General features: G+C 72.2%; 25 protein-coding genes, 1 tRNA gene and 1 pseudogene. 5 read left to right on the forward strand and 22 right to left on the reverse strand.

Annotated elements, in window-relative coordinates; translation table 11 throughout:
- Positions 1 to 27: 27 nt before the first annotated feature.
- The 12 genes and pseudogenes from hisIE to hisS all read right to left on the reverse strand — a co-directional run.
- Entirely contained in the window at positions 28 to 633 is a 606-nt protein-coding gene (gene hisIE / locus H9645_RS02840; RefSeq protein ID WP_191728200.1) for a bifunctional phosphoribosyl-AMP cyclohydrolase/phosphoribosyl-ATP diphosphatase HisIE, read from the reverse strand.
- Positions 626 to 1,399, reverse strand: a complete 774-nt coding sequence (gene hisF, locus H9645_RS02845; protein ID WP_191728201.1) for an imidazole glycerol phosphate synthase subunit HisF — start codon at positions 1,397 to 1,399, stop codon at positions 626 to 628. The genes hisIE and hisF overlap by 8 nt, the downstream gene beginning before the upstream one ends.
- Positions 1,393 to 2,178, reverse strand: a complete 786-nt coding sequence (locus H9645_RS02850) for a HisA/HisF-related TIM barrel protein (protein ID WP_191728202.1) — start codon at positions 2,176 to 2,178, stop codon at positions 1,393 to 1,395. The genes hisF and H9645_RS02850 overlap by 7 nt, the downstream gene beginning before the upstream one ends.
- Complete coding sequence (gene hisH, locus H9645_RS02855) at positions 2,175 to 2,774, reverse strand: imidazole glycerol phosphate synthase subunit HisH (RefSeq protein ID WP_191728203.1); 600 nt, start codon at positions 2,772 to 2,774, stop codon at positions 2,175 to 2,177. The genes H9645_RS02850 and hisH overlap by 4 nt, the downstream gene beginning before the upstream one ends.
- A complete protein-coding gene (gene hisB / locus H9645_RS02860; RefSeq protein ID WP_191728204.1) occupies positions 2,771 to 3,841 on the reverse strand; it encodes a bifunctional histidinol-phosphatase/imidazoleglycerol-phosphate dehydratase HisB in 1,071 nt (356 codons plus the stop codon). The genes hisH and hisB overlap by 4 nt, the downstream gene beginning before the upstream one ends.
- Positions 3,838 to 4,917: a histidinol-phosphate transaminase gene (gene hisC / locus H9645_RS02865; protein WP_191728205.1), complete on the reverse strand. Its 1,080-nt coding sequence runs from the start codon at positions 4,915 to 4,917 to the stop codon at positions 3,838 to 3,840. The genes hisB and hisC overlap by 4 nt, the downstream gene beginning before the upstream one ends.
- Complete coding sequence (gene hisD / locus H9645_RS02870; protein WP_191728206.1) at positions 4,914 to 6,209, reverse strand: histidinol dehydrogenase; 1,296 nt, start codon at positions 6,207 to 6,209, stop codon at positions 4,914 to 4,916. Before hisD ends, hisC begins: the two co-directional genes overlap by 4 nt.
- Positions 6,206 to 7,120, reverse strand: coding sequence for an ATP phosphoribosyltransferase (gene hisG, locus H9645_RS02875; protein WP_191728207.1), 915 nt, complete (start codon positions 7,118 to 7,120; stop codon positions 6,206 to 6,208). Before hisG ends, hisD begins: the two co-directional genes overlap by 4 nt.
- An 11-nt stretch (positions 7,121 to 7,131) precedes the next feature.
- Positions 7,132 to 7,458 carry a YerC/YecD family TrpR-related protein gene (locus tag H9645_RS02880; protein ID WP_191728208.1) on the reverse strand — a complete coding sequence of 109 codons (327 nt, stop codon included), beginning with the start codon at positions 7,456 to 7,458 and terminating at the stop codon, positions 7,132 to 7,134.
- 219 nt (positions 7,459 to 7,677) lie between these two features.
- Positions 7,678 to 8,034: a hypothetical protein gene (locus tag H9645_RS02885; RefSeq protein ID WP_191728209.1), complete on the reverse strand. Its 357-nt coding sequence runs from the start codon at positions 8,032 to 8,034 to the stop codon at positions 7,678 to 7,680.
- A complete protein-coding gene (locus H9645_RS02890; RefSeq protein WP_191728210.1) occupies positions 8,031 to 9,932 on the reverse strand; it encodes an HAL/PAL/TAL family ammonia-lyase in 1,902 nt (633 codons plus the stop codon). Before H9645_RS02890 ends, H9645_RS02885 begins: the two co-directional genes overlap by 4 nt.
- Before the next feature lie 125 nt (positions 9,933 to 10,057).
- A pseudogene (gene hisS, locus H9645_RS02895) lies at positions 10,058 to 11,404 on the reverse strand (histidine--tRNA ligase); the annotation flags it as partial.
- Between the two features lie 133 nt (positions 11,405 to 11,537).
- Between hisS and H9645_RS02900 the strand changes: the two are divergent.
- Positions 11,538 to 11,614: transfer RNA gene (locus tag H9645_RS02900), tRNA-Pro, on the forward strand.
- A gap of 86 nt (positions 11,615 to 11,700) precedes the next feature.
- Positions 11,701 to 13,002: an MFS transporter gene (locus tag H9645_RS02905; protein WP_191728212.1), complete on the forward strand. Its 1,302-nt coding sequence runs from the start codon at positions 11,701 to 11,703 to the stop codon at positions 13,000 to 13,002.
- On the opposite strand, the gene H9645_RS02910 is transcribed toward H9645_RS02905, so the two are convergent.
- The 9 genes from H9645_RS02910 to H9645_RS02950 all read right to left on the reverse strand — a co-directional run bounded on the left by H9645_RS02910 (position 12,999) and on the right by H9645_RS02950 (position 22,072).
- Positions 12,999 to 13,979 carry a magnesium transporter CorA family protein gene (locus tag H9645_RS02910; RefSeq protein WP_191728213.1) on the reverse strand — a complete coding sequence of 327 codons (981 nt, stop codon included), beginning with the start codon at positions 13,977 to 13,979 and terminating at the stop codon, positions 12,999 to 13,001. The genes H9645_RS02905 and H9645_RS02910 overlap by 4 nt on opposite strands.
- A gap of 81 nt (positions 13,980 to 14,060) precedes the next feature.
- Positions 14,061 to 15,353 carry an argininosuccinate lyase gene (gene argH / locus H9645_RS02915; protein ID WP_191728214.1) on the reverse strand — a complete coding sequence of 431 codons (1,293 nt, stop codon included), beginning with the start codon at positions 15,351 to 15,353 and terminating at the stop codon, positions 14,061 to 14,063.
- On the reverse strand, positions 15,350 to 16,312 hold the full coding sequence (gene argC / locus H9645_RS02920; RefSeq protein WP_191728215.1) for an N-acetyl-gamma-glutamyl-phosphate reductase: 963 nt from the start codon (positions 16,310 to 16,312) through the stop codon (positions 15,350 to 15,352). Before argC ends, argH begins: the two co-directional genes overlap by 4 nt.
- Complete coding sequence (locus tag H9645_RS02925) at positions 16,309 to 17,646, reverse strand: acetylglutamate kinase (RefSeq protein ID WP_191728216.1); 1,338 nt, start codon at positions 17,644 to 17,646, stop codon at positions 16,309 to 16,311. Before H9645_RS02925 ends, argC begins: the two co-directional genes overlap by 4 nt.
- Positions 17,647 to 17,862: 216 nt before the next feature.
- A complete protein-coding gene (locus H9645_RS02930) occupies positions 17,863 to 18,996 on the reverse strand; it encodes an acetylornithine deacetylase (RefSeq protein WP_191728217.1) in 1,134 nt (377 codons plus the stop codon).
- Entirely contained in the window at positions 18,993 to 20,201 is a 1,209-nt protein-coding gene (locus H9645_RS02935) for an argininosuccinate synthase (RefSeq protein WP_191728218.1), read from the reverse strand. Before H9645_RS02935 ends, H9645_RS02930 begins: the two co-directional genes overlap by 4 nt.
- A gap of 133 nt (positions 20,202 to 20,334) precedes the next feature.
- Positions 20,335 to 21,351 (reverse strand): N-acetylornithine carbamoyltransferase, encoded by a 1,017-nt coding sequence (locus H9645_RS02940; RefSeq protein ID WP_191728219.1) that lies wholly within the window; start codon positions 21,349 to 21,351, stop codon positions 20,335 to 20,337.
- Between the two features lie 80 nt (positions 21,352 to 21,431).
- Positions 21,432 to 21,596 (reverse strand): hypothetical protein, encoded by a 165-nt coding sequence (locus tag H9645_RS02945; RefSeq protein WP_191728485.1) that lies wholly within the window; start codon positions 21,594 to 21,596, stop codon positions 21,432 to 21,434.
- A complete protein-coding gene (locus tag H9645_RS02950) occupies positions 21,593 to 22,072 on the reverse strand; it encodes a hypothetical protein (protein ID WP_191728220.1) in 480 nt (159 codons plus the stop codon). Before H9645_RS02950 ends, H9645_RS02945 begins: the two co-directional genes overlap by 4 nt.
- A gap of 102 nt (positions 22,073 to 22,174) precedes the next feature.
- Between H9645_RS02950 and cysS the strand changes: the two genes are divergently transcribed.
- Genes cysS through H9645_RS02965 form a run of 3 tightly spaced genes read left to right on the forward strand, consistent with a single transcriptional unit; the run spans position 22,175 to position 25,304 of the window.
- Positions 22,175 to 23,617, forward strand: coding sequence for a cysteine--tRNA ligase (gene cysS / locus H9645_RS02955; RefSeq protein WP_191728221.1), 1,443 nt, complete (start codon positions 22,175 to 22,177; stop codon positions 23,615 to 23,617).
- Between the two features lie 5 nt (positions 23,618 to 23,622).
- On the forward strand, positions 23,623 to 24,066 hold the full coding sequence (locus H9645_RS02960) for a SufE family protein (RefSeq protein WP_191728222.1): 444 nt from the start codon (positions 23,623 to 23,625) through the stop codon (positions 24,064 to 24,066).
- Positions 24,067 to 24,125: 59 nt separating this feature from the next.
- Positions 24,126 to 25,304 (forward strand): MFS transporter, encoded by a 1,179-nt coding sequence (locus tag H9645_RS02965; protein ID WP_191728461.1) that lies wholly within the window; start codon positions 24,126 to 24,128, stop codon positions 25,302 to 25,304.
- Positions 25,305 to 25,496: 192 nt separating this feature from the next.
- Here the strand turns inward: H9645_RS02965 and dksA are convergent, their stop codons facing one another.
- On the reverse strand, positions 25,497 to 26,510 hold the full coding sequence (gene dksA, locus H9645_RS02970) for an RNA polymerase-binding protein DksA (RefSeq protein ID WP_191728223.1): 1,014 nt from the start codon (positions 26,508 to 26,510) through the stop codon (positions 25,497 to 25,499).
- Positions 26,511 to 26,546: the final 36 nt, after the last annotated feature.

Here is a 26,546-nt window from a genome sequence, read left to right on the forward strand (position 1 = left end):
GCCCGCGCGCGGCGACGCGTCGGCGCCTCAGGCCGCGCGGTCGGCCAGTACGCGCTCGACGTCGGCCAGGCCCAGCCCGCGGGCGCGCAGCAGCACCAGCAGGTGGTAGGCCAGGTCGGCGGCCTCGCCCAGCAGCGCCTCGTCGTCCTGGGCGACCGCCGCAAGCGCGGTCTCCACGCCCTCCTCGCCGACCTTCTGCGCCACGCGACGCACACCCGCGGCCAGCAGCCTCGTCGTGTAGCGGCCTTCGGGCATCGTGCGTGCGCGTGCGGCGACCACGGCATCCAGCGCGCCCAGTGCGCTGCCGGCGGCGCCGGGGAAGCAGCTGGTGCGGCCAAGGTGGCAGGTGGGTCCCTCAGGAACCACGCGCAGCAGCAGTGCGTCGGCGTCGCAGTCGGCCTCCAGCGCGACCACGCGCAGGTGGTGGCCGCTGGTCTCGCCCTTGGTCCAGAGCCGCTGCCGGCTGCGGCTGTGAAACGTGGCCAGGCCGGTGGAGAGCGTGCGCTCCAGCGATTCCGGACTCATGTAGCCCAGCATCAGCACGCGATGGCTCGCCGCGTCCTGGACCACGGCCGGCACCAGGCCGCCCTGCTTGTCCCAGTCCAGCGCCGGCATCACGAGCGGCTCAGTCATCGCGCACCTCGATCCCGCGGGCACGCAGCCCGCGCTTGAGCAGGGGAATCCGGACCTCTCCGGAGTGGAAGACGCTCGCGGCGAGCGCACCGTCGACGTCCGCCTCTTCGAACACCTCGGAGAAGTGCTCGGCCGCGCCCGCGCCTCCGGACGCCACCAGCGGCACTTCGCAGTGCGCTCGCGCGGCTCGCAGCTGCGCGATGTCGTAGCCGGCACGCACGCCGTCGCTGCCCATGCAGTTGAGGACGATCTCGCCCGCGCCCAGCGCCTGCACGTCCCCGATCCAGTCGAGGGTGGCACGGCCGCTGGCGCGCATCGCGGTGGCGTCGCCGGTGTGGCTGCGGACCCGCCAGTGGCCGTCGTCGTCGCGCAGCGAGTCGATGCCCACGACCACGCACTGGCGGCCGAAGGCGTCGGCGAGTTCGGACACCAGCGCCGGACGTTCCAGCGCAGGCGTGTTGACCGACACCTTGTCGGCGCCGGCATGCAGCACGCGGCGCGCGTCGGCGACACTGCGGATGCCGCCGGCCACGCAGAACGGAATGTCGAGCAGGCGCCCGAGGCGTTCGACCCAGGCGACGTCGACGGTGCGACCCGCGGGGCTCGCGGTGATGTCGTAGAACACCAGTTCGTCGGCGCCCTCGCGCGCGTACAGCGTGGCGAGCTCGACGATGTCGCCGGCGTCGACGTGGTCGCGGAAGCGCACGCCCTTGACCACGCGGCCGTCGCGCACGTCGAGACAGGGGATGATGCGCCGGCTCAGCATGGCGGCTCGCCGAAGCCGGCGTCGCGTCCGACGGTGGCGGGCGCCCCCGCGGCCAGCGCCTCCGCCAGCTCGACCCGGCCTTCCAGCAGGGCCTTGCCGAGCACGATGCCGGCGCAGCTGGCGCGTCGCGCGGCCGCGACGTCGCCGGCGTCGCGGGCGCCGCCGCTGGCCTGCACCTGCAGCCCGGGGGCGCAGGCGCCCAGGGTGTCGTACAGCGCCAGGTTGGGCCCGGCGAGCATGCCGTCGCGCCCGATGTCGGTGCACAGCAGGTGGCGCAGGCCGGCACCGGCAAAGAAGCCGGCAAGCTCCTCGAGCCGCTCCCTGCCCTCCTCCGTCCATCCGTGCACCCCGGGACGCCACGCGCCGTCGGCACCGCGGCGCACGTCGAGCGCGACCACGATGCGCTCGGCGCCGAAGCGCTCGATCCAGCCGGCCACGCGCTCGCGCTCGCGCACGGCCAGCGAGCCCACGACCACGCGCGCGGCCCCGGCATCGAGGATTGCGGCGACGTCGTCCTCGTGGCGGACGCCGCCGCCGGTCTGCGCCTGCAGCGCGCTGTTGGCGCGGATGGCGCGCAGCAGCGGCGCCAGCGTGTAGCCGCCGGCGCGCGCGGCATCGAGGTCGACCAGGTGCAGCCAGCGCGCCCCCTGGCCGGCATAGGCCAGCGCCTGCGCCAGCGGATCGGCGGGATAGCGCGATTCGCGCGCATAGTCGCCCTGCGCCAGGCGCACCACGCGTCCTTCGCGCACGTCGATCGCGGGATACACGGTGAAGCTCATGCGGCCTCCAGGAAGTTGCGCAGCAGGCGCGCGCCGGTGGCGCCCGAGCGCTCGGGATGGAACTGCGCGCCGGCGATGCGACCGCGCTCGACGACGGCGCCCAGCGCCGTCCCGTGCTCCGCCTCGGCGACGCAGTCCGCGCCCGGCTCCACCGCATAGCCATGCACGAAGTAGGCCCATGCGCCGTCGTCGATGCCCGCCATCAGGGGAGAGGGGCGCCGCAGGCGCAGGCGGTTCCAGCCCATGTGCGGCACGCGCAGTCCCGGCGCGGGCACCAAGCGGCGGACCACGCCCGGCAGCAGCCCGAGGCCCTCCACGTCGCCCTCTTCCGAACGCTGGAACAGCAGCTGCATGCCGAGGCAGATGCCGAGCAGCGGGACGTCGAGCGCCGGCAGTACGTCGGCAAAGCCCCCGTCGCGCAGCAGGCGCATCGCCGGCGCTGCCGCGCCCACCCCGGGCAGGATCACCCGGGCGGCACCGCGCAGGCCGTCGGCATCGCGCACGATGCGCGGCGTCGCGCCCAGGCGCTCCAGCGCATAGCGCACCGAGCCGAGGTTGGCCCCGCCGGCGTCGATCACCGCGACCGGTGCGCTCACAGGGCCCCCTTGGTGCTGGGCAGGTCGCGCCCAGTGCGCGCGACGGCCTGGCGCAGCGCGCGCGCGAAGGCCTTGAAGCAGGCCTCGACCTGGTGGTGGTCGTTCTCGCCGCGCACCTCGAGGTGCAGGTTGAGCGCGGCGGCGTCGCAGAGCGAGCGGAAGAAGTGCGTCACCAGCTCGGTCGGCAGGTCGCCCACGCGCTCGCGGCGGAAGCTGCCGCTGAACTCGAGCCACGGCCGTCCGCCGAAGTCGAGCGCGGCGCTCGCCAGGGCATCGTCCATCGGCAGGGTGAAGCCGTAGCGGCCGATGCCGCGCTTGTCGCCCAGCGCTTCGCGCAGCGCCTGCCCCAGCGCCAGCGCGGTGTCCTCGACGGTGTGGTGCTCGTCGACGTGCAGGTCACCGTCGGCGTCGATCGCCAGGGCGATGCCGCCGTGGGTGCCGATCTGCTCGAGCATGTGGTCGAAGAAGGCCAGTCCGGTGCGGATGCGCGGCGCCGCGGCTGCGTCCAGGTCGAGCTCGACGCGGATGCGGGTCTCGCGCGTGACGCGCTCCACCCGCGCCTGTCGCGGTGCGTCCACCAGGGCGTGCGCGATCGCCGGCCAGTCCCAGTCGCCGCCGAAGCGACCGCGCAGCTTGAAGCCGCGGATGCCGAGGTTGGCAGCGAACTCGAGGTCGGTGTCGCGGTCGCCGACCATCGCCGACCGCGCCCAGTCGATGCCGCGGTCGCGCAGCAGCGGCACCACCAGCCCGAGTCCGGGCTTGCGCGTGGGCGCGTTGTCCTCCGGCAGGCTGCGGTCGATGAGGACGTCGCGGAAGGTGATGCCCTGGCTCTCGAGCACCTGCAGCATCAGCGCCTGCGGACCGTCGAAATCCGCCTGCGGGTACGCCGGCGTCCCCAGGCCGTCCTGGTTGCTGACGATGACGAAGGCGTAGCCGGCGTCGCGCAGCCTGAGCAGGGCCGGCACCACGTCGCGGCAGAAGCGCAGCTTGTGCAGGGCGTCGACCTGGAAGTCGTCGGGCTCCTCGATCAGGGTGCCGTCGCGGTCGATGAAGAGGATCGGGGTCATGCCGCCACCTCCTGCGCCCACAGCGCGGCCAGCACGCGCGCGTTCTCCGCCTCCGTGCCCAGGGTGATGCGCAGCGCATCGTCGAGGCCCGCGGCCCCGCGCTGGTCGCGCACCACGACGCCTGCGGCCAGCAGCGCCGCCAGCGCCGCACCGGCGTCCTCGAAGCGCACCAGCAGGAAGTTGCCCTGCGACGGATACACCCGGCGCACGCCGGGCCGCGCGGCCAGCGCGGTGCGCATCGGTTCGCGGGCCGCGACCACCTCGGCGGTGCGCTTGCGCGTGGCCGCGAGCGCATCGGGCGCGAGCGCCGCCAACGCCAGCGCCGCGCACGGCCCGGGCACCGGATACGGCGCCTGGCAGGCGCGCAGCGCCGCCACCAGGGCCGGGTCCGCGATCACGCAGCCGATGCGCGCGGCGGCGAGCGCATGTGCCTTGGACAGCGTCCTCAGCACCGCCAGGTTGGGCAGGCGCGGCAGCAGGCCCACCGCCGAAGGCTGGTCCGCGTATTCGATGTAGGCCTCGTCGACCACCACCAGCGCTCGGCCCTCCAGCGCGCGGGCGATGGCTTCGATGTCCGCGTGCGGCACCAGGCCGCCGGTGGGATTCGACGGCGAGCACAGGAACACGATGCGCGCGCCGGTGCGCAGCGCCTTGCCGATGACGGCCTCCGGATCCAGCGCGAAGCCGCCGCCCGCCTCCTCCAGCGGCACCTCCACCAGGCGCGCGCCCTGCAGCCGCGCGCTGACCGCGTACATGCCGAACACGGGCGGCGTCACCAGCACGGCGTCCTGGCCCGGGCGACACAGCGCGCGCACCAGCAGGTCGATCGCTTCGTCGCTGCCGCGGCCGATGAGCAGCTGCTCCGGCGCGCAGCGGTAGAGCGACGCCAGCGCCGCGCGCAGTGCTTCCGGCTGCGGCTCCGGATAGCGCCGGCAGCGCCCCGCGGGATCGGCGGCGTTCGCCCAGGCGGATTCGTTGGCGTTGAGCCAGACCTCGCCGCGGACGGTATCCGAGCGCGCGGAGCGGTAGCCGGCGAAGCCGCGCAGCTCCGGACGCAGCAGCGCGAGCGCGCTCATGCCGCCTGCTCCAGCCGCAGGCGCACGGCGCTGGCGTGCGCCCCGAGGCCCTCGGCGTCGGCCATGGCCAGCGCGTCCGGGCCGATGGCCGCGATGCCCGCCGCCGTGGCCTCCTGCACGCTGATGAAGGTCTGGAAGCTCGCCACCGACACGCCGCTGGTCGCGGCCGCGGCGCCGGCGGTGGGCAGCACGTGGTTGGTGCCGCTGCAGTAGTCGCCCAGGGCCTCCGGTGTGTGGTCGCCGAGGAACACCGAGCCCGCCGCCTGCACGCGCTCCAGCCAGGCGCGCGGCTCGCGCAGCGCCAGAATCAGGTGCTCGGGCGCGTACGCATTGCTGACGTCGAAGGCCTGCGCGAGTCCGTCCACCCTGATCAGCCGCGAGCGCGACAGCGCCTCGCGCGCGATCGCCGCGCGCGGCAGGTCCGCAAGCTGGGCCTCGATCGCCACGGCGACGGCGTCGAGCAGCGCATCGCTGTCCGACAGCAGCAGCACCTGCGAGTCCGGCCCGTGCTCGGCCTGCGACAGCAGGTCGGCGGCGACCCAGTCGGGGTTCGCGCCCGCGTCCGCGATTACCAGCACCTCCGACGGCCCGGCCGGCATGTCGATCGAGGCGAACCCGCGCTGCGCGACCTGGCGCTTGGCCTCGGTCACCCAGGCGTTGCCGGGCCCGAACAGCTTGTCGCAGGCCGGGATGGCGTCGGTGCCGCAGGCCATGGCCGCGATCGCCTGCGCGCCGCCGACGCGATGCACGCGGGTGATCCCGCACAGCCGCGCGGCCGCCAGCACCACCGGATCGACGCTGCCGTCGGCGCGCGGCGGCGTGCACATCACCACTTCGGGGCAGCTCGCCAGGCGCGCGGGCACGCCCAGCATCAGCACCGTCGACGGCAGAGGCGCGCTGCCGGCGGGCACGTACAGGCCGACGCGGCGGACCGGCCGCGCCATGCGCGCGCAGCGCACGCCGGGCGCGGTCTCCAGCGCGTAGTCGGCCTGCATGCCGGCGCGGTGGAAGGCCTCGATGCGCGACGCCGCGGCGCGCAGCGCGGCGAGCAGCGCCGGCGGCACCGACGCCATCGCGGCCTCGAACGCGTCCTCGCCGACGCGCGCATCGTCGAGGTCGACGCCGTCGAACCTGCGGCCGAATTCGCGCACCGCCGCATCGCCGCCTTCCGCCACCGCATCGATGATCCCGGCCACGGTCGCGGCGACCGCGGCCGCGGTGTCCTGCACCGGCCGGCGCAGTGCGTCCGCGCGCCCTGCCGCATCCAGCGCGTTCCAGTCCAGCCGCTTCATGCCAGCGTCCTCTCGATCGGCAGCACCATCAGCCCACGCGCGCCGGCCAGCTTCAGGTCCTCCAGCCGCTGCCAGCTCATCGCGCCGTGGCACAGCGCCTGCAGCGCGAGCGTGTCCTTGCCGTCCACCTGCATCACCGTCGGCGGCTCGGCGTCGGGCAGCAGCGCCAGCAGCCCCGGCACCGCGCTGCGGGTGGCCTGGAACATCAGCAGGCGGCTGTCGCGGATCTTCAGCACCCCGTCCATGCGCCGCTGCAGCATCTGCGCGAGTTCGTCGCGGGCGTCGCCAAAGGCCCGCAGGGGACCGGCCAGCACCGCCTCGCTGCGCAGCAGCGTCAGCACCGGCCGCAGCCGGTTGGCCGCCAGCGTGGCGCCGCTCGACACCAGGTCGCAGACCGCGTCCGCCTGCCCCAGCCGCGGCGCGATCTCGACCGAGCCCGACAGCGTGACCACGCCGGCGTCGATGCCCTGCCCGTCCAGCCAGCGGCGCAGCAGTCCCGGATAGCTGGTCGCGATGCGCAGGCCGGACAGCTGCGTCGGGCCGGTCCATTCGACGCCGTCGGGGATGGCGATGTCGAGCCGGCAGTCGCCGAAGCCGAGCGGCCGCAGTTCGCGCGCCGCGGCGGCCGCGCCAAGCGCCTCGCGTCCGGCGTTGGTCTCGTCGAGCACGTTGCGCCCGACGATGCCGAGGTCGCACACGCCCTCGGCGATCAGGCCGGGGATGTCGTCGTCGCGCACCAGCAGCAGGTCGACCGGCAGCGATTCGCCGTGGCAGAACAGGCGGTCACGGCCCTCGCGCCAGGACAGGCCGCAGGACGCGAGCAGGGCACGCGCGGGCTCGGCCAGGCGGCCGGACTTCTGGATGGCGATGCGCAGCCGCTCGCGCGGTGCCGCGGAGGAGATCGGACTCATGGTTGGGACCTTCAGTGTCGGTCGAGGAGGCGCGGGAACTGCTCGCGGACGGCGGCCGCATAGCCGCCCTCGCCGTGCTCCAGGGTGCGGGCGACGCGGCCCACGGTGGTCACGCTGACGCCGGTGCGCTGGTGGATCTCGCGGTAGGGCACGCCTTCGAGCAGCAGCGGCACGACGCGCCAGCGATCGGTCATGGCCTCGAGTTCGGCCGGTGTGCACAGGTCGCGCAGGAACGCGGCGACCTCGGCGGGGTCCTGCAGGGACGCCAGCGCCTTCGCCAATGCCTTGAAACCGGCATCGGTGTCCTTCTTCGGCACGGGGGCGGGACGCTGCTTCACTTGGACCAATGTATTAATGCGTTAATACATTATGCACAGCCCGGAGGGCGGCGCAAGCCTCCGCGGGCGCGCGGGTCGGCGACGCAGCGTCGTGCGGATGGCGGCAATCGCCGCCCGTGGCCGCATCCGCGCGCAGGCGGGCAGCCGGTGACAGGTGAGGAGTGACGAGCGACGGGTCCAGTCGGCAGCGGCGGCGCTCGCCGCCGCCGGCCAGGGGCTTCAGGCCCGGCGGCGCTCCGCCAGCAGCCAGCCCAGCGCGACGCCGGACAGCGCACCGATGACTTCCATCAGCACGCGGATGCCGAGGCCGTCGGGGTCGTGGATCTTCGACAGCGCGATGCGCGCGTACACCGGCGACTCGAGCTTGACCACGCCCATGTAGAAGAGGTGCCAGGCATCGATGCCGGCGCCCACCACCACCGCGACCAGGCTGGACCAGCCGATCGCGTGGCCGTGCGGCCAGCGCGCGCGCGTGCCGATGGCGTGGAACAGCGCGAAGGCCAGCAGGCCGACCAGCAGCGCGATCAGGCCCGCTTCCAGCGCACCCGGCCAGCCCAGGTGCAGGGGCAGGTTCAAGCGCCCTGCCCCGCGTCGCGCACGGCCGCGAGCAGCACGCCGTCGCCGACCAGGCGCACGGCCTCGGCCACGTCGCCGTCCATCGCCCGGTCACGGCCCATGCCGTCGATGCGGCCGCGGATCACCGCGTGCGCGACGTCCACAGCGCTGCCGGGATGGAAGGGTTCGCTGCCCGCGAGCTCGACGCGCAGGGCCTCGACTTCCTCCATGAAGCGCGCATGCTCCGGCGTACCCGCGGCCGGCGCGCCCGACACCTTGGCCGCCAGTGCCGCCGCGTCGCCGCGCCGCGCCAGGTCGCGCGCGGCGTTGATCATGTCGCGGCGCAGGTCCAGGGCCTGGGCGGCGGTGTAGAGCTCAAGGCCCAGCACCTTGCCGAGGTCTTCGGCCATGGCCAGCACGTGGCGTGCTTCGTTGGCGCCCATCGACACGTGGTCTTCCGCGTTCGCGCTGGTCGGCACCGAGTACACGCTGGCCGGATGCGCGCGGCTGGCGAGGTCGTTGACGATCGCCGCGGCGGTGTACTGCACGATCATGAAGCCCGACTCGGTGCCGTCCTCGTTGCCGATCAGGAAGGCCGGCAGGCCGTCGTTGGTGGCCGGGTCGACCAGCTTGTTGAGGCGGCGCTCGCTGATCGAGGCCAGCACCGGGATCGCCGCCTTGAGGTAGCTCATCGCCAGCGCCAGCGGCATGCCGTGGAAGTGGCCGGCGGAGATCACCTGCTCCTCGACGTGCTCGGCCGACTTGTCCGGGAACACCAGCGGGTTGTCGGTGACCGCGTTGAGCTCGACCTCGAGCACGCGCGCGGCCTGCGCCGCGGCATCGCGCACTGCGCCGTGCACCTGCGGCACGCAGCGCAGCGAGTAGCTGTCCTGCGGCTGGTGCTTCTTGCCGCCGCGGAAAGGCTTGAAGCGCTGGTAGAACTTCTCGCGGCCGTGGCGCTGGCTGGAGGGCACCCAGTCCCAGCCGATGTCGAAGGGCAGCGCCTGTGCGTCCGCGTCGTCCCAGCTGCCCGGCAGCCACGGCCGGAAGCGCGGCACCAGGTGGTAGGCGATGTCGGCCAGCGTCGAGCCGTCCAGCAGCGCGCGCAGTTGCGCCGCGGCGGCCACCTGGCCCGGGTGCGGACGCAGCGCGTGCACGTCCTCGGCATAGGCGCCCAGGCGGCCGGCGAAGGCGTCGAGGGTCATCGCCGCGGCCAAGTCGGCGGTGTCGAGCAGGTCCTCCAGCTTCGCCAGCGCCAGCACGCCCATCGCCAGCATCTGCGCGGTGCCGTTGTTGAGCGCCAGGCCTTCCTTGTAGGACAGCTCGACCGGCGCCAGTCCCACGCGCGCAAGCGCATCCGCACCCGACAGGCGTTCGCCGTCGACGAAGGCCTCGCCGCCGCCCAGCAGCACGATCGCCAGGTGCGACAGCGGCGCGAGGTCGCCCGATGCGCCCACCGAACCCAGCTGCGGCACCACCGGCACCACGCCGGCGTTGAGCAGCGCCGCCATCGCCTGCAGCGTCGACACGCGGATGCCGGAATGCCCGCGCAGCAGGGTGTTGAGGCGGATGCACATCATCGCCCGCACCACCGGCGCCGACATCGGCTCGCCGACGCAGACGGCGTGGGTGATCACCAGGTTGCGCTGCAGCTCGGCGTGCAGCGAGCGGCCCGACGGTGACGCACCCGGCACCTCGTCGCGCAGCGGATGCGCGCCGAGCAGCTTGTCGGCATTGCTGCCGAAGCCGGTGGAGACGCCGTAGATCGGCTCCTCGCGGCGGACCTGTTCGGCCAGGAAATCCGCGGCGCGGGCCACGGCCTGCAGCGCGCCCTCGTCCAGCGCCACCTGGGCGCCGTGGGCGACGGCGACCAGCTGCGGACGCGTCAGCGCACGACCGTCGAGCAGGACCGGCTTCATGGCGTGCCTCCGTTGGAATCGGGGCCGGACGACGCCGCAGCGCCGTCGGACGTGGGCCTGGACGTGCCGTCGCTGACCGCGCCCTCGCCCGTCGCCGCGTGCGCGATCGTTCCGCGCCGCGACAGCAGCGAATCGGCCAGACCGTCGAGCGCCACTTCGAACTGTTCGCCGCCGCGCAGGTCCTTCACGGTCGCCACGCCGCGCGCGACCTCGTCCTCGCCGCGCACCACCACGTGGCGGATGCCGGCGCGGTCGGCGTACTGGAACTGCTTGCCGAGCTTGCGCGCTTCCAGCTGGGTCTCGACGTTGAGGCCGGCGGCGCGCAGGCGCTGCGACAGCGCCAGCGCATCGTCCAGGCCGGTGTCGTCGAACAGCGCCACCAGCGCGTCGACCGTGCTTTCCGCGGCCTGCACCAGCCCGGCCTCGCGCAGCTGCCAGAACAGGCGCGTCAGGCCGATGGAGATGCCGACGCCGGGAAGCTTCGACTTCGTGTAGTGCCCGGCCAGGTCGTCGTAGCGGCCGCCGGAGCAGATCGAACCGATGCCCGGGTTCGCGGTGAGCGTGGTCTCGTAGACCATGCCGGTGTAGTAGTCGAGCCCGCGCGCGATCGACAGGTTGATCGCATAGCGCGACTCGGGCACGCCCATGGCCTTGAGCGCACCCAGCAGCGCGCGCAGCTCGTCGCGGCCTTCTTCGAACAGCGGCGTGCCGTCGCCCAGCGCGGCCAGCTTCGCCAGCGCGTCGTCATGGCCCTCGGAGCGGATGCGCGAGAACGCCAGCAGGCGCTCGGCCACCTCGGGCGCCAGGCCGAAGCCCTCGCCTTCCAGCGTCGCGCGCACTGCGTCCTCGCCGCGCTTGTCGAGCTTGTCGATCTCGCGCAGCACCAGCGGTTGCGCCTCGTCGCCGATGCCCTGGCCGGCGAAGAAGCCGCGCAGCAGCTTTCGGTGGTTGAGCTGGATGGTGAACTCGCCGATGCCCAGCGCCTCGAACACGGCGTTGATCACCGCCGGCACCTCGGCCTCGAAGCGCGGCGACAGCGTGTCCTTGCCGATCACGTCGATGTCGCACTGGTAGAACTCGCGGAAGCGCCCGCGCTGGGCGCGTTCGCCGCGGTAGACGCGCTGCATCTGGTAGCGGCGGAACGGGAACGCCAGGTCGTGTTCGTGCTCGGCCACGTAGCGCGCCAGCGGCACGGTCAGGTCGAAGCGCAGCGCCATCTCCGGCAGCGCGCCGGCGTCGCCGCCCGCGACCTTCTCCAGCGCCCCGGTGGACTGCACGAAATACACCTGGCGCTCGGTCTCGCCGCCGGTCTTGGTCAGGAGCACCTCCGACAGCTCGAACACCGGCGTCTCCACCGGCAGGAAGCCGTAGGCCTCGAATGTGCGGCGGATGGTGTCGAGCATGCGCTGGAAGGCGACCTGCTCGCGCGGGAGCAGCTCGAGGACGCCCGGGGGCGTGCGGGGCTTGATCAAGGTCGGTCTCCGGTGCGGGGCGAGGCCGCGGTGGGCCGGTCATTCTAGCGGCAGCGACCCGCCACGCCGCCGCCTGCGCAGGGGGTGCTTGCCTCCCCCGCCCCCGGGTCATTACAATGCGCAGCTCACCTGTCGGGGTGTAGCTCAGTCTGGTAGAGCGCTACGTTCGGGACGTAGAGGTCGCAGGTTCGAATCCTGTCTCCCCGACCAAAAGGTGACCCGCAGAAACCGGCCCCGCGGCCGGTTTTTTGCGTTTCGCACACCGCTTGCGCGCGACCCGGGCGCCAGGACCGACCATGCCGGCCTTCCCCACGTCCGCCGGCGGCACGCATGCCCGCGGCTGGCTGCTCGCGCTCGCCGGCATCACGCTCGCCGCCTTCAACCTGCGCACCGCGGTCACCTCGATCACGCCGCTGCTGGACGTCGTCGGCCGCGAGTTCGGCTTCGGCGCCGCCATGGCGGGCGTCATCGGCATGCTGCCGGCCGCGGCCTTCGCGGCCTTCGGCGCCGCCACGCCCGCGATCGCCCGCCGCCTCGGGCTCGAGCGCACGGTGCTCCTGGCCATGGCGCTGGCGGCGGCGGGCCTGGTCCTGCGCTCGCTCGCGGGCGGCACCGGCCTGCTCATCGGCGGCTCGCTGGTGTCGCTGGCCGGCATGGGCATCGGCAACGTCGTGCTGCCGCCGCTGGTAAAGCGCTGGTTCCCCGGCCGAGTGGGCGCGCTCAGCGTGGTCTACATCACCGCCCTGCAGGCGGGCACGATCCTGGCGGCGCTGCTGGCGGTGCCACTGGCGGACGCCTTCGGCTGGCGGCTGTCGATGGCCTCGTGGACCCTGGCCGCGGTGGCCGCGATGCTGCCCTGGCTGGTGCTGCTGCGTCGCGGGCTGGCGCAGGCGCCGGTCCTGCCGTCCGCCGCGGCGGAACCAGGCAGCGACGCGTCCAGTGCCGCAGCCGACGACGCGATTCCCGCCGCCGGCGCCACCGCCCTCGATTCCACGCCGGTGACCCGCCACCGCGTCTGGCACACCGCGCTGGGCTGGGGCATGGCGCTGATGTTCGGCATGACCTCGCTGGCGACCTACGCCATGTTCACTTGGATGCCGCGGATCTTCACCGAGGCCGGCGCCTCGCCCGCCTTCGGCGGCGCCATGGTGGCGCTCTATACCGGCTTCAGCCTGCTCGGTGGCCTGGTCGTGCCCTGCCTCGCGGTGCGCATGCGCAACAGCTTCCCCATGGCGCTGGCCTGCGCCCTGGCGCAGTTCGCCGGCTTCTACGGCCTGTGGCAGGCGCCGATGGTGGCCCCGTGGCTGTGGGCGACCCTGGTCGGCATCGGCGGCTGCACCTTCCCGCTGGGCCTGACACTGATCAACCTGCGCACGCGCACGCCTGATGGATCCGCCGCCCTGTCGGGCTTCACCCAGGGCCTGGGCTACACGCTGGCCTGTCTGGGGCCGCTGCTGTTCGGCATCCTCCGCGAGGCCAGCGGCGGTTTCGCCTGGCCATTCGCAATGCTGGCGGCGAGCGTGGTGGTGATGCTGCTGGGGGCATGGCAGGCGTGCCGGCCACGCCTGCTGGAGGACGCGTTCGTCCGCGCCCGCTAGAACCAGCCGCGGCGCTTGCCGACCACCATCGACACCACGGCGGCGATCACCAGTCCGCCCAGGACGGTCCAGAAGCCCGCGTCCCGCGTCTCGAAGAATCCGGCCGCGAAGTTCATGCCCAGGGCACCGACGATGGTGGCGAGGACGCCGGTGACCACGGTGACGAACGTGAGCAGGCGCATGGAGTCATTGGTGCGCAACGCGGTCTGGTTGCTGAACAACTCGAAGCTGCCGATCACCAGCTCGCGTGCGTTTTCCACCATGTCCATGGCGCGCTCGAACCGGGTGTCGAGCGCAACGAAGTGGCGGTCCGCCGGCTGGCTCTCGTCGGGGCGGAAATCAGGGCGCGCCATCACGCCGAACACGCTGCGATGCGGCGCCAGCATTCGCCGCAGTCGCGAGGCCCAGCGCCTGAGGCGGCGCAGTTCGGGCAGGCAGCCGCTGGCCTTGTCGCCGAGGATGTCCACCTCCAGCCGCTCCACGGCCATCTCGTAGCTGCTGACCGCATTGAAGTACGTGGACAGCTGGCGGTCCAGCAGCGTCGCCACGAAGCTCTCCGCGCACAGGCGCCCCAGCGCGACGCGCCGGTGCTCGTCGTCGCGCATCGCTTCCAGGAACGGGATGGCCCGACGACGCAGCGACAGCGCGCGGTTGCGCCCGGCCACGCAGATGAGCAGCGTGCCCTGGGCATCTTCCTGGCCATCCTTGTCGATCACGACGCAGCGCACCCAGAAATGGTCGCCGTCCTGTCCTGCCGCGGGCATGGTGCCTTCTTCGATGAAGCGCCGTGCCTCTTCCGGGAAGCCGCAGTGTTCCCATACCGCGTCGAGGACCGCGACCGGTGGGTCCAGCAGGTCCACCCAGAGCAGGGCCTCGTCATCGAGCGCCTGGCCCAACTGGTCGAGTGCCAGCTCGCGCGATTCGCCTTCGCCGAACAGCCGCGCGAAGAAGGCCGGCGTGGTTTCCGGACGCGCCATGCGGACGTGCCTGTCACGACGGGACGTCGTACGTTACGCAGCGCGCGATCGCGGGCAGGTGAACGCCGCGGCGGTCGCGGCTCAGCCCGCCAGGGCCCGCAGCCGCCCACGCAGGGCATCCAGGCACAGTGCACCGGCCGCGCCGGGCGACACGCGCGCGGCCAGGCTCGCCGCGGGATCCCCGTCGGCCCAGCGCGCCGGGTCGGCCGCCTGCCGATAGGCGTCGCGGAACGGCAGGCCCGCGCGGGCCATGTCCACGGCCAGGTCGGTGGCATACATCGACGGCTCCAGCGCGGCGCACATGCGCTCGACGTTCCAGTCGAGGTTGCGCAGCAGGTCCGGCAGCAGCGCCAGCGCCTGCAGGCCCTTGCCGAAACCGTGGAACAGCGCGCCCTTGGACACCTGCAGGTCGCGGTGGTAGCCCGAGGGCAGCGACAGCAGCTGTTCGATCTCGCAGCGCGCGGCAGCCACGCTGGCGTAGGTCGCGCGCATCAGCTCGATGACGTCGGGGTTGCGCTTGTTGGGCATGATCGAACTGCCGGTCGTGTACTGCGCCGGCAGCATCACGAAGCCGTATTCGCCCGAGGTGAACAGGCTCAGGTCCCAGGCCAGGCGGCGCAGGTCCAGCATCGCGCTGGACAGGGCCTCGAGCGCGGCCATCTCGAACTTGCCGCGCGAGAGCTGGGCGTAGGTCGCGGCCTGTTGCATGCGGCCGAAGCCGAGGGCGGCGGTGGTGTGGTCGCGGTCGAGCGGCAGGTTGACGCCGTAGCCGGCGGCGCTGCCGAGGGGGTTGGCGTCGACCCAGGCCAGGGTGCCGGCCGCGCGCGCGCCGTTGTCGATGAAGGCCTCCGCCCAGGCGGCCCACCACATGCCCAGCGAACTGACCACGGCGCGCTGCAGGTGGGTGTAGCCCGGCAGCGGCACGTCGGCCTCGGCCCGGGCGCGCTCGAGCGAGATGCCGGCGATCTCAACGCACAGGGCCTGCGTGCGCGCGAGCTTCTCCTTAAGCCACAGGCGGGTGGCGACCAGCACCTGGTCATTGCGGCTGCGTCCGGTGTGGATGCGCCGGCCGGCGTCGCCGAGGCGCTCGGTCAGGCGCGCCTCGATCGCCGAGTGGCCGTCTTCGTAGCGTTCGTCGAGGACGAAGCGGCCGGCGCCGAAGTCGGCGGCGAGCGCGTCGAGTTCGCGCGCGATGCCGGCCAGCTCGTCCGCCGAAAGGATGCCGATGCGCTGGAGCCCTTCGGCATGCGCACGGCTGGCCTGGATGTCATGCAGGAAGAACTCGCGATCCAGCACCACGTCGTCGCCGGCCAGGAAGGCCTGGATGCCTGCGTCGACGGTCACGCCGGGTTTCTGCCAAAGGAGGTCGCTCATATCGTCAGCTCCGGGGCGACGGGGATGCCCTGGATCTCGGGGTAGCCGAACGCCAGGTTGAGGTTCTGCAGGGCCTGGGTCGCGGCGCCCTTCAGGAGATTGTCGAGCGTGGCGACCACGACCAGGCGGTGGCCATCGGCCGACACCGTGAATCCGCCGATCTCGACGTCATGCCGGCCGGCGATCGCGCTCACCCAGGGCGCGTCGGGGGTCACGCGCACCAGCGGCTCGTCCTCGTAGCGGGCGCGGTAGGCGGCCTCGACCGCTTCGGCCCGGACCGGTGCGTGCAGGTGCATGTTGGCCGTCAGGGTGATGCCGCGGAAGTGCGGGGCCACGTGCGGCATGAACTCCACGGCGTGGCCGAGGTGGCGGGTGACCTCGCGCTCGTGCACGTGGTCGACCAGCGCGTAGGGCATCAGGTTGTCGCGCAGCTTGCCGACGTCGTTGCGGTCCGACGGCGTGGTGCCCGCGCCCGAGTAGCCCGAGACGCCGAAGCACTGCGCCGGGCCGTCGAGCAGGTCGAGCATCGGGGCCAGCGCCAGCTGCATGGCACTGGCATAGCAGCCGGGGTTGGCGATGCGGCGCTGGCCGCCGTAGCCGTCGCGGGTCAGCTCCGGCAGCCCGTAGTGCCAGGCTGCATCGAAGCGGTGGTCGGCGGAGAGGTCCACGATCACCGGGTCGGCGCCGGCGGCCGCGAGCGCCTCGACGAAGGCGCCGGATTTCCCGTTGGGCATCGCCAGCACCCAGGCGTCGAGCCTGAGCGCGGCCAGGGCGTCCGGCGCGAGGTTCGAATAGCGCAGTTCGCCCGCGTACGCCGGCACTTGGTCGCCCACGCGCTGCCCATCCAGCTCGCGCGAGGACACCGCGGCGAGCTCGAATCCCGGATGGCCGGCGAGCAGGCCGATCAGCTCCGCGCCGGTATGCCCGCGCGCACCGACGATGCCGACGGTCTTCTTCATGCCTTCGCCTCCTCCACCGGATCGGCCAGCGTGGCCGGCCGCTCGGCGCAGTGCGCCACCGCGCGCTCGATCGCCGGGAAGCCGTCCATGCCGTACCAGTACACCCGCCACGTCGCCTGGCGGAAGCAGCCCTCGGACTCCGCATGGTAGAAGGCGTTGACGCCGTTGCCGTGGCGCGAGCGCCAGAACAGCGTCGGCGTCTCCTCGCGCATCACCTGCCACACCGCGCGCCCCAGGCCTTCGCCCTGGGCATCGTCGAGCACGGCGAACTTGTCGAGGTAGGGCACGCCGTCGACCTCGGTGAGGATCAGCGCCGTGCGGTAGTTCTCGCTGACGTAGGCGCGCAGCAGCGCCGTCCGCTCGAAGTAGTCCGGCAGCAGCGCCCGCCCGAAGGCCGACTCCACCAGCGTGCGCAGCCGCGGCAGGTCGAGCGCGTTCCAGGACGTGGCCCGCAGCACGCGTTCGCCCCGGCGCACCAGGGTGCCCGAGCCCTTGTGCGTGAACAGCTCGCGGGCGAGCTGGTCGGGCCTGGTGATCGACACCGACGACGACGGCGGCAGCGCCATCAGCAGGTCGTGCACCTGCTCGATCTTCACCCGCATGCCCGAGTGCAGCCAGGGCTGCGCCATCAGGTCGTCGTACTCGGTGCTGAGGTTGATCGAGTCGATCACCTTGCCGTCGGGCCCGAGCAGGCCGCCGGTGCCGGTGAGGAAGACGATCTTGTAGGGCTGCAGGGTCTTGATCAGCTCGTTGGCCGCCCAGTCGGCGTTGACGTTGACGATCTGGCCGTCGGCGGTCTCGCCCAGCGAAGTGATCACCGGGATCGAGCCGGCCTTGATCGCCGCCCCGATGCCATCGGTATCCACGCGCACCACCTGTCCGACCAGGCCGTAGCGCTCGCGGTCGAGGAAGCGGCACTCGAACACGCCCGACTGGATCGAGGTCGCGCGCACGCCTTCCAGCTGCAGCGCCTCGACCAGGCGCAGGTTCTGCTGCCGCATCACCCGGCGCACGATGCCCAGGCCCTCGGCGTCCGTGTAGCGCAGGTTGTCGACGGTCCGCTTGGCGATGCCCGCCTCCTGCATGGCCTCGTCGAGCTGCGGCCCCGCGCCGTGCACCACGATCGGCGTCAGCCCGACCTGCTGCAGGAAGGCCAGCGACGAGGTCAGCGCATCCAGGTCGTCGCGCAGCACCGCGCCGCCGACCTTGACCACGGCGAAGCGGCGCGCGTCGACCTGCGAGAACCGCTTCAGGTACTGGCTGATCTCCTTCGCGCTGCCCATGCTCGACAGCAGGCGGACGATGGTCTGGCGGGTCTGTGCGTGTGCTTGCATGGTTGTCACTTCGGTGTTGGATTTCTTTTTTGCCACGGATTTGCGCGGATGACGCGGATCTACACGGATAGAGCAACAGCCCTGCTTCTTTCTGTAGGAGCAGCTACAGCTGCGACTCCCCACGCTCGATGGGGCGAATGGGACGAGGCGAGCTCCCGGTCGCAGCTGTAGCTGCTCCTACAAGAAAAGCTTCTGCTTTATCCGTGTAGATCCGGGTCATCCGCGTTCATCCGTGGCAAACGCTTTTCCCCCGATGACCCGCACCATTGCCTCGGCGTGGGTACGGAGCTGGTCGAGCCCCACCCATTCGTCGGCAGTGTGGGCCTGGGCGATGTGGCCGGGGCCGTAGACGATGGCGTCGAGGCCGGCGGCGGAGAACAGGGAGGCTTCGGTCCAGAAATCGACGGCGTTGCCGATCGGCAGGCCTAGGCCTTCGGCGAAGTCGCGGGCGGCCAAGCGGCGCTCTTCGGCCGCGGCGGTGTCGCCGGCCGGCAGCGAGGGGCCGTGGAAGGTCGCGGTGTAGTCGCTGCCTTCCGGCGCCAGCGCGGCGAAGCGGGCGTGCAGCTGGCCGACGTCGTGCGAGGGCAGCGGGCGGAAGCCGAAGCGCACTTCGGCCGCGGGCGCGATCACGTTGGCCTTGATGCCGCCTTCGACGCGACCGATGTTGAAGCGCAGGCCGGTCAGGCCGCCGAAGCGCTGGTGCGCCTCGGCCTCGGCCAGGGCCAGCGCGTCCACGCCCCAGCGCATGGCCTTGTGCACGGCGCTGGCCGAGAGCGCCTGCGCGCCCGAGGCATGGCCGGCTTCGCCGTGGAAGCGCAGCTGCACCGCGGCGATGCCGCGATGGGCGAGCACGGCCTCGCAGCCGGTGGGCTCGGCCACCACGACCTGGCGGAAGCCATGGTCCGTGGCGAGGAAGGCGGCGATGCAGCGCGGGTCGTTGGCCTCTTCGTCGCTGGAAAACAGGAACGCGGCGTCACCTGGCACCGCCTGCGCGGCGGCGATCAGCGCCGCGGCCGCGCCCTTGATGTCGCAGGCGCCCAGGCCGATCGCACGGTCGCCCTCGACCCGCAGCACGTGCGGGTCGGCGGTCCACGCCGGCGAATCCGGCACCGTGTCCAGGTGCACGTTGAACAGCAGCGACGGCGTGCCGCGGCGCGCGAACAGGGACACCGCGCCGGCGCCGTGGTCGGTCACCGTCACTTCGAAGTCCGGCAGCTGGGCGCGGATGTAGTCGAAGATGCCGCCGGCATCGATCGCCCGCGGCGGATTGCGGGTGTCGAATGCCACCAGCGCCGCCAGATGGCGGAGCACGGCGTCGAGCAGGTCGGCGCTGGCAGGCCCGGCACTCACGGCTTGTTGACCTCGGCCCACAGCGTGCTGCTCATGCCGAACAGCTTGATGAAGCCCTCGGCCTCCTCGACGCCCCAGTCGGCGGACTGCGCGTAGGTCGCGCCGCTGGCGTTGAGGATGTGTGGCGAACTCACGGCCACCGCGTCGACGCGGCCGCCGCGGGTTTCCAGCACCACCTCGCCGTTGACCATGCGCTGCGACGACGCCAGGAAGGCTTCGAGGTCGGCCTTGAGCGGATCGTGGTAGAAGCCCTCGTACACCAGTTCGACCCACTTGCGGCCGACGTCGGGCTTGAAGCGGTTCTGCTGCTTGCTCAGCACCGTTTCCTCGAGCGCGCGGTGCGCGGCCAGCAGCGCCGCCAGGCCGGGCGCCTCGTACACGATCCGGCCCTTGAGGCCGATGGTGGTGTCGCCGGTGTAGATGCCGCGGCCGACACCGTACTGGGCGAACATGGTGTTGAGGCGCGCCAGCAGCTTCGCGCCGGGCATCGCGTCGCCGTCCAGCGCCACCGCCTCGCCCTCGACGAAGCGCAGCGTCACCTGCAGCGGCTCCACCGGCCACGCGCTGCGCGGTGCGCACCAGCCGCGCGCGCCCTCGCCGGGCGCCTCCCAGCGGTCGATCTCGCCGCCGGACATGGTCAGGCCCAGCAGGTTCTCGTTGATGGTGTAGGCCTTCTGCTTGGACTGCACGCCGAAGCCGCGTTCTTCCAGGTAGGCCTGTTCGTAGGCGCGGGTCTGCGTGTGCTCCTTCTGGATCTCGCGGATCGGCGCCACGATGCGGTAGTCGCCGCTGGCCTTCACCGCCAGGTCGAAGCGCACCTGATCGTTGCCCATGCCGGTGCAGCCGTGGGCGATGGCGTTCGTGCCCAGGTCGCGGGCGCGTGCAAGCGCCGCATCGACGATCAGGTAGCGGTCCGAGACCAGCAGCGGGTACTGGCCCTGGTAGGCCTCGCCGGCGTGCACGAAGGGCTTCACGAAGCCCTCCCAGATCGCCGGGCCGCCGTCGATGGTGACGTGGCTGGCCACGCCCAGCTCGGCCGCGCGCGCCTCGATCGCCTCGCGCTCGGCCGCGCTGACGCCGCCGGTGTCGGCGAACACGGTGTGCACCTGCCAGCCGCGCTCCTGCAGCCAAGGCACGCAGAAGCTGGTGTCCAGCCCGCCGGAAAAGGCGAGCACGATGTCCCTGGATTCGGATGCTGCGTTCATGTCTGGGTTCTCTTGGAATTGACTGTAGGAGCAGCTATAGCTGCGACCGCAATAGCGGGACGGCGCCGAGGGAGTGGTCGCAGCTGTAGCTGCTCCTACAGGGTGATGACGGGAAAGAAATGGGTGTCGGGACTCAGCGCCCGGCCAGCGCCTTCATCACCGCCTTCTGCACATGCAGGCGGTTGCCGGCTTCCTGCACGGCGATGCAGCGCGGCGAATCCATCACGGCGTCGGTCGCCTTGACGTTGCGGCGCAGCGGCAGGCAGTGGCTGAAGACGCCGTCGTTGGTGAGGGCCATCTTCGCCTCGTCCACGATGAAGTGCCGGTACTGGTCGCGGATCGGCTTCTCCGGCCCCCAGTTGCCGAAGTACGGCAGCGCGCCCCAGCTCTTGGCGTAGACCACGTCGGCGCCGGCGTAGGCGCTGTCGATGTCGTGGCTGACGGTGAGCGAGCCGCCGCTCTCGGCGACGTTGGCCTCGGCCCAGCCCATGTAGCGGTCATCAAGCACGTACTCGGGCGTCGGGCACAGCAGGGTCACGTCCATGCCCATGCGGGTGGCGATGGTCAGCGCGGAATTGGCGACCGCGGTGTTCAGCGGCTTCGGGTGGTAGGTCCAGGTCAGGACGTACTTCTTCCCGCGCAGGTCGCTGGTGCCGAAGTGCTCCTGCAGCGCCAGCGCGTGCGCCAGCTCCTGGCAGGGATGGGTGATGGTCTCCATGTTGATGACCGGAACCGTGGCGTACTTCGCGAAGCCCTTCAGCACGCGGTCCTCGCGGTCCACCGCCCAGTCGACGAACTTCGGGAAGGCGCGCACGCCGATCATGTCGACGTACTGGCTGAGCACCCGCGCCACCTCGGCGATGTGCTCCTCGGCCTCGCCGTCCATCACCGTACCCAGGTCGAACTCGATCGGCCAGGCGTCCTTGCCGGGCTGCAGCACCACGGCGTGGGCGCCGAGCTGGAAGGCGCCGAGCTCGAAGCTGGTGCGGGTGCGCATCGACGGGTTGAAGAACACCAAGGCGATGGACTTGCCCTTCAGCGCATCGCCGAGCGGGTCGCGCTTCAGGCGCGCGGCCTCGGCCAGCACGGCGTCGAGCTGGGCACGGGTCCAGTCCTGGGTGTTGAGGAAATGCTGCGGCGTGGTGGTCATGGCGGTGTCCATGGAGTCGGAAACGAAAAAGCCCGGCGCGGGCCGGGCTTCTGAAAACGGAAGGCAGGTGCTGCCGGTCCTCAACCCAGGTGGATGTGGGCTTCCGGTCGGCGCGCGCGCGAGGTCATGCCCGCCGCCATGTAGGCGGAGGTCAGCAGACCGTGGACGGGGGCGCAGGCATGTTGCATCGCGGCAATCTTCCCACGGGCCGCGGCGGCCTGCAACCGGCAGGCGGTGGGGATCATTCGGCGCCGCCGCCCGGCACGACCGGGGTGACCGCGACCTTGACCCGCAGCCGGTTGCCGGGGTCGTTCGGAAGCCGGGAGCGGTACTTCACCCCCCGCACCACGTAATCCACGTCGTAGGCGATGGGACGGCGGAACTCGCGCTCCACCGGCACCATGCGGCAGTCCTCGTCGCCGTCCTCGACCTGGTCGCCGCGGCCCGGGGTGAGCACGTCGCGCACCGCGCCGACCACGCGCGACAGCCCGCGCCGCTCCTCGTCCTCCTCGGGCGACACCATGCTGGACTGCTCGCAGCGCTCGACCATGCTGGTGGCGCGCAGCGTCTGGTACACCGGTTCGGCGCGCAGCACCTGCGCATACTCGTAGCGCACGTTTTCCGCCTGGATGACGGTGTGCTGCGCCCACGCCGGTGCCGCCGCGAGCGACGGAGCCAGGAGGAGCGGCAGCCACCGCTTTGCGGGCAGGAAGGAATGCATGGCGATCCGGAAGTGTAGGCGCTGGCCACGATGAAGGGCTGAATCGTGGCTGTCACGCGCCCCCGCCGGTAGAATCGACGGCCTGCCCAGCGGCCCCAAGGCATGACCCTCAGACTCTTCAACAGCCTCACCCGCCGGGTGGAGGACTTCCAGCCCCGTGACCCCGCGCGCACGACGATGTACGTCTGCGGCCCCACGGTCTACAACTACGTGCACATCGGCAACGCGCGCGGCCCGGTGGTGTTCGACGTGCTGGCCGCGCTGCTGCGCCGCCGCTTCGGCACGCTGGCCTACGCGCGCAACATCACCGACGTCGACGACAAGATCAACGCCGCCGCCGCCGAGCAGGGGGTGCCGATCTCGGCCATCACCGGCCGCTTCGCGGAGGCCTACCGCGAAGACATGGCCGCGCTGGGCGTCGCGCCGCCGGACATCGAGCCCGAGGCCACCGCCCACATCGCCGAGATCGTCGCCATGATCGGACGGCTGGTTGAAAGCGGCCACGCCTACGCGGCTGAAGGCCACGTGCTGTTCGCGGTCGCGAGCTTCGACGGCTACGGCAAGCTCTCGCGCCGCGCGCTGGAGGACATGCTGGCCGGCGCGCGCGTGGACGTCGCGCCCTACAAGCGCGACCCCGGCGACTTCGTGCTGTGGAAACCGTCCACCGGCGACCTGCCCGGCTGGGATTCGCCCTGGGGCCGCGGCCGCCCGGGATGGCATATCGAGTGCTCGGCGATGGCCGCCGCCCACCTCGGCGAAACCATCGACATCCACGCCGGCGGCGTCGACCTGCAGTTCCCGCACCACGAGAACGAGATCGCGCAGAGCGAGTGCGCCCACGGCGGCGCGCCCTTCGCGCGCTTCTGGCTGCACAACGGCATGCTCAACTTCGGCGGCGCCAAGATGTCGAAGTCGCTGGGCAACATCGAGAAGGTGCACGACCTGGTGCGCAAGCACCCGCCCGAGGCGCTGCGCCACGCGCTGATGTCGGCGCACTACCGGCAGCCGCTGGACTGGTCGGATGGCCTGGTCGAACAGAGCGTGCGCACCCTGGACCGGCTGTACGGCACGCTGCGCGACGTCGACGCGCTGCTGGCGCAGCACGAAGAGGCGGACGGCGGCATCACGGCTCCGGTGGACGCCGCGATCCCCGACGCCATCGAAGCCGCGCTCGACGACGACCTCAACACCCCGCAGGCGCTGGCCGAGCTGGCGGCGATCGCCGGCAACGCGCGCGTGCTGCGCAATGCGATCGCCCAGGGCGATGCCTCCGGGCGCGGCCCGCTGCAGGCGGTGGCCGCGCTGGCCGCCAGCCTGCGCGCGGGCGGGCGCGCGCTCGGCCTGCTGCAGCAGGCGCCGTCGGCGTGGTTCGGCCGCGGCGCGTCGGGCGACGACGACGCCCGCATCCAGGCGCTGGTCGACGAGCGCGCCGCGGCCAAGCAGGCCCGCGACTTCGCCCGTGCCGATGCGATCCGCGAGCAGCTCGCCGGCGAAGGCGTGCTGCTCGAAGACACGCCGCAGGGCGTACGCTGGAAGCGAGGCTGACACGCATGGACACCCGCACCCCATTCCCGCTCGAAGCCAGCGCCGCCGAGGCCCAGGCCGCGATCCGCGACGAGTTCGCCTTCTTCGGCGACTGGTCCGAGCGCTACCAGTACCTGATCGACCTCGGCCGCAAGCTTCCCGACTTCCCCGACGAATTCCGCACCGAGGCCCACCGCCTGCACGGTTGCCAGTCGATGGTCTGGATCGTGCCCTCGGGCGACGCCTCGCGCCTGGACTTCGCGGCGGCCAGCGATTCGGCCATCGTCTCCGGCCTGGTCTACCTGGCGCTGCGCGTGTATTCGGGCCGCAGCGCGCAGGACATCCTCGCCACCGACCCGGCCTACATCGCCGACATCGGCCTGGCGAAGCACCTGTCGCCCACCCGCAGCAACGGGCTCGCTTCGCTGCTCGCCTTCATCCGCGACACGGCGCAGCGCGCGCTGGCGTGAGTGGGCCGGCGGACGACGGTCGCCTGGCGCCGCTGCGCAACGAAGCATTCCGCGGCCTGATGGCCTACCGCATCTGCACGATCATGAGCTACCAGATCGTGGCGGTGACCGTGGGCTGGCACGTCTACGAACTCACGCGCAATCCCTGGATGCTCGGCCTGATCGGCCTGGCCGAGCTCATCCCCTATTTCTGCGTGGCGCCGTTCGCCGGCTACCTGGTCGACCACCTGCCGCGGCGCAAGCTCGGCATGGTGGCGTGCATCGGCCTGGCGCTGACGCCGATCGCGCTGGCCCTGATCGCCTCGGGCGTCCTCGGCCAGGTGCGCGTGGGATGGATCTATGCCGCGCTGGTGCTCACAGGCGCCGTGCGCGCCTTCCTCGGCCCGGTCTACAACGCGCTGTTCGCGCGCGTGCTGCCGCGCCCGCAGTTCGCGCGCGGGGCCAGCCTCGGCAGCATCGTGTTCCAGTCGGCGATGGTGCTGGGGCCGGCCATCGGTGGCGTGATCGTGGGCGCGGCGGGCATGTGGGTGGCCTATGCCCTGGCTGCCGCGTTCGCGCTGGTGGCCGCGTTCGCGATCCGCCGGCTGCGGGTGACCGAGCCGGCGATCACCCTGCAGGGCGCACCGATCTTCAGCAGCATCGCCGAGGGCGCGCGCTTCGTGTTCTCGAACCAGATCCTGCTGGGCGCGCTCGCCCTGGACATGTTCGCGGTGCTGTTCGGCGGCGCGATCTCGCTGGCGCCGGCCTTCATCCGGGAAATCCTGCACTACGGCCCCGAGGGCCTGGGCATCCTGCGGAGCGCGCCGGCGCTGGGCGCGGTGGCCATGGGCGTGCTGCTGGCGCGCAGTCCGCCGACGCGGCACGCCGGGCGCATCCTGCTGGCCGCCGTGGTCGGCTTCGGCCTGAGCATCATCGGCTTCGGGCTGTCGACCTCGTTCTGGCTATCGGCGGTCTTCCTGCTGCTGTCGGGCATGTGCGACGGCGTCTCGGTGGTGCTGCGCTCGACCATCCTGCAGCTGTCCACGCCCGACGAGATGCGTGGACGGGTGTCGTCGATCAACGGACTGTTCGTGGGCTCGTCGAACGAGCTCGGCGCCTTCTACGCCGGCTCGATGGCGCGGCTGCTGGGGCTGGTGCCGGCGGTGGTGCTGGGCGGCTGCGTCACCATGACCGTGGCCGCGGTGACTGCGTGGCGGGCGCCGAAGCTGCGACGGCTGGACCTGCGCGAGCTGCACTGAGCTGCCGCGGCATCCCCGCACGCGTCCGTGTGGGAGCAGCTACAACTGCGACCCGGAGCTTGCGGGAATGCCGGTCGCAGCTGTAGCTGCTCTACAGGGGAGACATCGGCGGGTGGCGTCGGCGGGGGTGGCGCTGGCGCAAAAAGAAAGCCCCGCGCGGGCGGGGCTTTCCTGGCGTCACCCGACCCGGGCTCAGTCCCCGATCTGCTTCTGCAGGTGCTCCCAGCGCTCCTGCTCGTCGATGGTGCGCTCGGCGGTGAGGCGGGCCTCGAGGCGGTCCAGGCCGATCTCTTCGCCCGAGTCCACGCTGTAGCCGTACTCGCCCGAGTCGACGCGCTTGAGCGTGCTGTCGATCTTGCCGATCAGCTTGCGGTAGCGGTCGCGGGTCCGCAGCTCCAGCGAGTTCTCGGTCTCGCGGGTGGCGCGCTCGGCGTCGTCGCCCACGTCGCGCACCTCGTCCTTCAGGTTCTCGATCGTCTGCTTGGACTCCTCGACCAGGTCCGCGCGCCAGTCCAGCAGGCGCTGCCGGAAGTACTCCAGCTGCAGCGGGCTCATGTACTCCTCGTCCGCGCCGGGCTTGTAGCCCGCCGGCAGGATCGGGCGGCCGGTGGCGTCGTCGGTCTTGTAGGGGATGGTCTTGTAGCGAGGCTTCGGCGCGGGCGCCTGCGGCTGGCGGCTGGTCACGGCCTTGGCCACCTTGGCACCGCGGCGGGCAGGCGCCTGGCGCGGCGCGGGCGCCGTCACCGGTGCGACCTTGGTGGAGGGCTTGGCAGTGGCCTTGCGGGCCGCGGCGGGCGCCCTGGCCGGTGCCGCCGGGGCCTTCGCCACCGCCTTCTTCAGCGTCGCGGCGGGCACGGGCGACTTCGCGGATGCCTTCGGCGCCGGCGCCTTGGCCACCGCGGCCTTCTTCGCCACGGGCGCCTTGGCCGGGACCTTCTTCGCCGCCACCTTCTTCACGGGCGCGGCCTTCTTCGAGGCGACCTTCACCGGCGCCTTCTTCGTCGCGGCCTTGGCCGGGGCGGCCTTCTTCGCGACCTTGTTCGCGGCCGTCTTCCCGGCCGGGGCCTTGGCCACCACCTTCTTCGCGGGTGCCTTCTTCGCGGCGACCTTCTTCACCGCGGCCTTGGCCGGGGCGGCCTTGCTGGCCTTCTTCGCTGCGGGCTTGGCCGCCTTGGCGGCCTTCTTGACGGTCTTCTTCACTGCCACGTTCGGCGATCCTTCTGGGACAAGTGGGCGCCGGCC

This window comes from Luteimonas colneyensis (assembly GCF_014836665.1).
Taxonomy (GTDB): domain Bacteria; phylum Pseudomonadota; class Gammaproteobacteria; order Xanthomonadales; family Xanthomonadaceae; genus Luteimonas; species Luteimonas colneyensis.

Bases quoted from the DNA above. Each gene is read 5' to 3' on its own strand.
- H9645_RS02950 (WP_191728220.1), bottom strand. From the start codon at position 22,072: ATGCATTCCTTCCTGCCCGCAAAGCGGTGGCTGCCGCTCCTCCTGGCT.
- H9645_RS02890 (WP_191728210.1), bottom strand. From the start codon at position 9,932: ATGAAGCCGGTCCTGCTCGACGGTCGTGCGCTGACGCGTCCGCAGCTG.
- H9645_RS02960 (WP_191728222.1), top strand. From the start codon at position 23,623: ATGGACACCCGCACCCCATTCCCGCTCGAAGCCAGCGCCGCCGAGGCC.
- argH (WP_191728214.1), bottom strand. From the start codon at position 15,353: ATGAGCGACCTCCTTTGGCAGAAACCCGGCGTGACCGTCGACGCAGGC.
- H9645_RS02940 (WP_191728219.1), bottom strand. From the start codon at position 21,351: ATGACCACCACGCCGCAGCATTTCCTCAACACCCAGGACTGGACCCGT.
- hisD (WP_191728206.1), bottom strand. From the start codon at position 6,209: ATGAAGCGGCTGGACTGGAACGCGCTGGATGCGGCAGGGCGCGCGGAC.
- H9645_RS02905 (WP_191728212.1), top strand. From the start codon at position 11,701: ATGCCGGCCTTCCCCACGTCCGCCGGCGGCACGCATGCCCGCGGCTGG.
- H9645_RS02965 (WP_191728461.1), top strand. From the start codon at position 24,126: ATGGCCTACCGCATCTGCACGATCATGAGCTACCAGATCGTGGCGGTG.
- H9645_RS02925 (WP_191728216.1), bottom strand. From the start codon at position 17,646: ATGCAAGCACACGCACAGACCCGCCAGACCATCGTCCGCCTGCTGTCG.
- H9645_RS02935 (WP_191728218.1), bottom strand. From the start codon at position 20,201: ATGAACGCAGCATCCGAATCCAGGGACATCGTGCTCGCCTTTTCCGGC.
- hisG (WP_191728207.1), bottom strand. From the start codon at position 7,120: ATGAGTCCGATCTCCTCCGCGGCACCGCGCGAGCGGCTGCGCATCGCC.
- cysS (WP_191728221.1), top strand. From the start codon at position 22,175: ATGACCCTCAGACTCTTCAACAGCCTCACCCGCCGGGTGGAGGACTTC.
- hisB (WP_191728204.1), bottom strand. From the start codon at position 3,841: ATGACCCCGATCCTCTTCATCGACCGCGACGGCACCCTGATCGAGGAG.
- H9645_RS02910 (WP_191728213.1), bottom strand. From the start codon at position 13,979: ATGGCGCGTCCGGAAACCACGCCGGCCTTCTTCGCGCGGCTGTTCGGC.
- H9645_RS02850 (WP_191728202.1), bottom strand. From the start codon at position 2,178: ATGAGCTTCACCGTGTATCCCGCGATCGACGTGCGCGAAGGACGCGTG.
- hisC (WP_191728205.1), bottom strand. From the start codon at position 4,917: ATGAGCGCGCTCGCGCTGCTGCGTCCGGAGCTGCGCGGCTTCGCCGGC.
- H9645_RS02945 (WP_191728485.1), bottom strand. From the start codon at position 21,596: ATGATCCCCACCGCCTGCCGGTTGCAGGCCGCCGCGGCCCGTGGGAAG.
- hisF (WP_191728201.1), bottom strand. From the start codon at position 1,399: ATGCTGAGCCGGCGCATCATCCCCTGTCTCGACGTGCGCGACGGCCGC.
- hisIE (WP_191728200.1), bottom strand. From the start codon at position 633: ATGACTGAGCCGCTCGTGATGCCGGCGCTGGACTGGGACAAGCAGGGC.
- argC (WP_191728215.1), bottom strand. From the start codon at position 16,312: ATGAAGAAGACCGTCGGCATCGTCGGTGCGCGCGGGCATACCGGCGCG.